Origin of the sequence: Gemmatimonas sp., from assembly GCF_044376735.1 — a bacterium.
In the GTDB taxonomy this organism is placed as follows: domain Bacteria; phylum Gemmatimonadota; class Gemmatimonadetes; order Gemmatimonadales; family Gemmatimonadaceae; genus Gemmatimonas.
Map to the genome: position 1 here is coordinate 1 of NZ_JBILKJ010000190.1, position 4,582 is coordinate 4,582.

Annotated in this window: 4 protein-coding genes; all 4 read right to left on the reverse strand. The window is 67.7% G+C overall.

The genetic code is table 11. The features are described from left to right. A partial coding sequence (locus ACIRA7_RS15125; protein WP_396221673.1) for an SDR family NAD(P)-dependent oxidoreductase occupies positions 1-372 on the reverse strand: 372 nt, incomplete at its 3' end. Positions 373-380: 8 nt separating this feature from the next. Continuing rightward, positions 381-2,801: a bifunctional salicylyl-CoA 5-hydroxylase/oxidoreductase gene (locus ACIRA7_RS15130; RefSeq protein WP_396221674.1), complete on the reverse strand. Its 2,421-nt coding sequence runs from the start codon at positions 2,799-2,801 to the stop codon at positions 381-383. 92 nt (positions 2,802-2,893) lie between these two features. Next, positions 2,894-4,033 carry a hypothetical protein gene (locus tag ACIRA7_RS15135; RefSeq protein WP_396221675.1) on the reverse strand — a complete coding sequence of 380 codons (1,140 nt, stop codon included), beginning with the start codon at positions 4,031-4,033 and terminating at the stop codon, positions 2,894-2,896. 17 nt (positions 4,034-4,050) lie between these two features. Beyond that, positions 4,051-4,582 (reverse strand): peptidylprolyl isomerase (locus ACIRA7_RS15140; protein WP_396221676.1); only part of this gene is annotated, 532 nt, incomplete at its 5' end.

Genomic DNA, 4,582 nt, shown 5'->3' on the forward strand with positions numbered 1-4,582 from the left:
CTGCGACGCGAAGACCGGAGCCATCAGGTGCATCGCAAGCATCCGCTCGAACAGCGCCGTGTCGCTCTTGAGGAACGGGGCGGACTCCGCGGTGCCGGCGTTGTTCACCAGTATGTCGATAGGCCCAAAGCGTTCGGCGGCCACCGCGCACGCACCGAGCAGCGCCTCGCGGTCGGTCACATCAGCCACCACCACCGCATACGGTCCCGGCAAAGACGCTGCCACTGCCTCCGCGCGGGCCGCGCCGCGCACCAACAGCGACACGCTGGCACCCGCCGCTGACAACCGTCGCGCGATCGCTGCGCCGATGCCGCGGTTCGCCCCGGTCACCAGCGCGTGGCGACCGGCCAATACCGGCAGCGAATCACTCATGTGCGCGCTCACGTCAGCTCACCCGTTGGCGGTGCGCCCTCGGCTGCCGCGCGCATCGTGCGCTCGCGCTCGATGAGCCGATCCAGCTGCGACTTGCCGGCCAGATACTGCACGGGCCACGAGGCGCCGGCGTATCCGTACTTCGCCGCTTCCATGAGCGTCCACGCGGGATTGGCCAGGTGAGGACGACCGATCGCGACCAAGTCCGCGCGGCCTGAGGCAATGATGCCATTGGCCTGATCGGCATCGGTGATCGCCCCCACGGCGATCGTGGCGATCCCCGCTTCCTGCCGCACGCGATCGGCGAACGGCGTCTGCCACATGCGACCGTACACCGGACGCTCGCGCTTCACGACCTGGCCGGCCGACACGTCGATCATGTCGGCGCCGGCATCGCGGAACAAGCCGGCGATGGCCACCGCATGGTCGTCGGTATTGCCGCCGCTGGCCCAGTCGTGCGCGGAGATGCGCACGGAGATGGGCAGGTCCACCGGCCACACCGCGCGCATGGCGGCGAACACTTCGAGCGGAAACTTCGCCCGGTTGGCGAGATCGCCTCCGTACTCATCGGTGCGACGGTTCGTCAGCGGCGACAGGAAGCTCGACAGAAGATAGCCGTGCGCGCAGTGCAACTCGAGCCAGTCGAATCCGGCGGCCACGGCGCGATGCGTCGCCTGCACGAACTCGTCGGTCACGCGCTGCATGTCGTGGCGTGTCATCTCGTGGGCAATCTGCGACACGCCGTCGAGATACTGCGTGTCCGAGGCGGCGATCAGCGGCCACGCACCGTGCTCGAGCGGCTGGTCGATACCGTCCCACATGGTTTTGGTGGCACCCTTCGCCCCGGCGTGACCGAGCTGCAGTCCGATCTTGGCCGGCGTGTGCTCGTGTACGAAGCGCACGATGCGCGCCCACATGTCACGCTGATCATCATCCCACATACCCGGACACGCCGGCGTGATGCGCGCGTCGGGTGCCACGCACGTCATCTCGGTCATCACGAGTCCCGCGCCACCGGTGGCGCGGGCGCCGAGGTGCACGAGATGCCAGTCGGTGGGCATGCCATCGGTGGTGGCCGAATACTGCGCCATGGGGCTCACCACGATGCGGTTGGGCAGCGTGACACCGCGCACCGTGAACGGCGTGAAGATAGCCGGCGGCGCTGCGGCGTCGGGTGCCACGGCGAGCCCTGATTGCTGCGCGAACCAACGTTCGAACGCGCCCACGTACGCCGCGTCGCGCACGCGCAGATTCTCATGCGAAATGCGCTGTGAGCGCGTCAGCAACGAATAGGCGAACTGCTCCGGGGCCAGCGTGGCGTAGCGGTCTACGTGCTCGAACCACTCGGTGGAATTACGCGCCGCGTTCTGCAGCTTGAGCACTTCCACGCTCCGCTCGGCCTGATAGCGACTCAGCGCCGCACCCATGTCACCCGGGTGTACCGAAGCATGCGCGGAGGCGAATCCCGCCAGCTGCATGTCGAGTGCGATGGCGTCTTCGAGCGCGAGCTTGCTGCCGGACCCGATGCTGAAGTGCGCGGTGTGCGCCGAGTCCCCCAGCAGCACCAGCGGCACGCGTCGCGTGCTGGTGTCGCCGCGGTCATCGCGCGGGATGTCGAGCCAGTGCACCCAGTCGGCGCAGGTGACGCGGGGGAACCGGATCCACTGGGCCGAGCCTCGCAGATGCGCGGCGTTGCTCACGAGAGGTGCGCCCTGCAGCGTGTCGGCGAACAGCGACTCGCAGAACGCGATCGACTCGGCGTCCGTCATGTCGGCGATGCCGGCCTGCTCCCACACGTCCTGCGGCGTCTCCACGATGAACGTGCTCATCTCGCCATCGAACTGATACGCGTGCGCCTGGAACCACCCGTGTGGGGTCTCCGTAAACGCGAACGTGAACGCATCGAAACGCCTGGGGGTACCGAGCCACACGTAGCGGCACCGTCGCAGGTCGATATCGGGGCGGAACGTGTCGGCGAAGCGCTCCCGCAAACGGCTCTTGATGCCGTCGGACACGATCACCAGATCGGCGCCCTCCTCGGCCACGAGGGCCTCGAGCTGATCGGGGGCGAGTTCGTGCTGGAAGCGCAGCACGACCCCCAGTTCTCGACAGCGCTGCTGCAACACGGCCAGCAGGCGCTTGCGGCCGATGCCGCTGAAGCCGTGTCCGCCGGAGCGCATGGAACGCCCGGCGAAGCGAACGTCGATATCGTCCCACCGGTGCAGGGCCGCGGTGATCACCGCGCCGCTCTCCGGATCGGCCGCGCGCAGGTTGGCGACCGTCTGGTCGGAGAGCACGACACCCCAGCCGAACGTATCGTCGGGGCGATTGCGCTCGATGACCGTGATCTGCGCGCGCGGGTCGCGCCGCTTCATGAGCAGCGCGGCATAGAGCCCGCCGGGACCTCCACCTACGACGACAACGTTCACCGCACTCACTCCCTGAAAGGACGCTCCTCGACGCTACGGCCAATTACTTCAAATATCAAGTAACGCCGGACGCGTCGCCGGGGGCGGGACGTTTACCGTGGGGCGATGAGGGCCAGGCGGCCGATCACGCAGTCGCACCCCACGCCCAGCAGTCGATTGCGCCACGTGACCACGGTGGCGCGGTCCAGCGCCCCACCGTGGGCGGCCGGATTCCTCGCCGCCGCGAACTGGTCGATGATGGCGGCACCGGCGCCGGTGAGCCACATGCCGTCGGACAGGGTGGCCCGCAGGTGGTCGCCAAGGGCGAGTTCGCCGCCGAGGATGTAGCCGAGCTGGCCCAGGGTGAGTGGCAGCGTCTCGCTGAGGATGCGGGTATGGTCGCCGATCTTGACCCGCTGCGCGGTCGGCGGAGCGTTGCGCATGGCGCGGCGCAACAGCTCGTTCACCTGCACCTCGATGGCCTTGCCGTAGCTCACCAGCACGGGCGACAGATCGGCGCCGAGATCGCGACGGTGTTCACGCAGGGTGCGCTCGCCGGTGGCGAGAAACTGTCGGGCGCTCACGTCGAGCGCGGCCCACGCGCGGTCGCCCAGATGGTCGTCGCGCAACGTGGCGGCCCACGCCCCCACGCCCCCCTGTTCGGCATCGAAGCGCGCCCAGCGTTGTCCGTTGGCGAGCAGCGCGCGCTCGGACTCGTCGAAGAAGCGACGCCCGTCGGGACGGGACACCAGCAGGGGCAGGTCGACCATGCCGCCGTAGATCGACACCGGACGATCCGCGTAGCGCGTGTTGCGCAACTGCGCGAGTTCGGCCGTTACACCTTCGAGATCGTCGCGCACCAGCGCGCGGATGTCGCGCAGCAGGAACCAGCAGTCGCACGGGAGGTCGTGTTTCGCGTAGTACGCCGGCACATGCTCGTGGTCATCCACGCGCGGGTCGGTGGTGGTGACCATGTGCACATCCGCCACGTACAGCGATCGGAAATCGGTGAGATACAGATGCACCTCGGCGTCGTCTCCGGCCGCACCCTCGAGGGCGAGCACGTCGCCGAGGTGCGGCATGGGCTGTTGCCGCTGTCCCGACTTCACCTTGCCCCACCATACGTACACGTCATCGTCATTGGTGGCGCCCGCTCGCGCGTCCCAGTCGAGGAGGATACGCAGGTGCGCCTCGAGCGGGTCGGTGGCGTAGGCCGGATTCCAGACGGTAACAAGGTGCGATGCAGTGGTCATTGCGATGACGAGCTGAATTACGGAGTGGATATCACAACGCGCATGATGCGATCGAGCTTGGGAAACTCGCGATCCATGTACGCATTGCCGCCGCGTTCGAGCGGTGCTTGTTTGCCCTGTCGCATGCCGCTGCCCGAATCCTCGCCGTAGCCGCTGTACAGGCTGTCGAGTACCGACATCCCCTCCACGACGGTACCGAGCACCGTGAACGGCTCGGCGTCATTCTTCGGGTTGTCGGCGAGGTTCACGTAGATCTGCGTGTTGCGAGTGTTCTCGCGGCCGGGCCCCTCGTACGAAAAGGCGAAGGTGCCGCGCGTATTCTGCGAACGTGGTGCGTCGTCACGGAGATAGCGCCCTTTCCACGCCGCGTTCACGGCCGAGTCGCCGTGGAGTCCCCACTGCGCGATGTAGGCGGCGCGGACGCGATGAAAGCGGGTGTCGGTGAAGTAGCCGAGCCGGGCGAGGTTGTAGAGCCGATCGGCGCCGAGCGGTCCCCAGTCGCGGTGCAGTTCGAGAACGAACACGCCCTTGGATGTCTCGAAGCGAAGA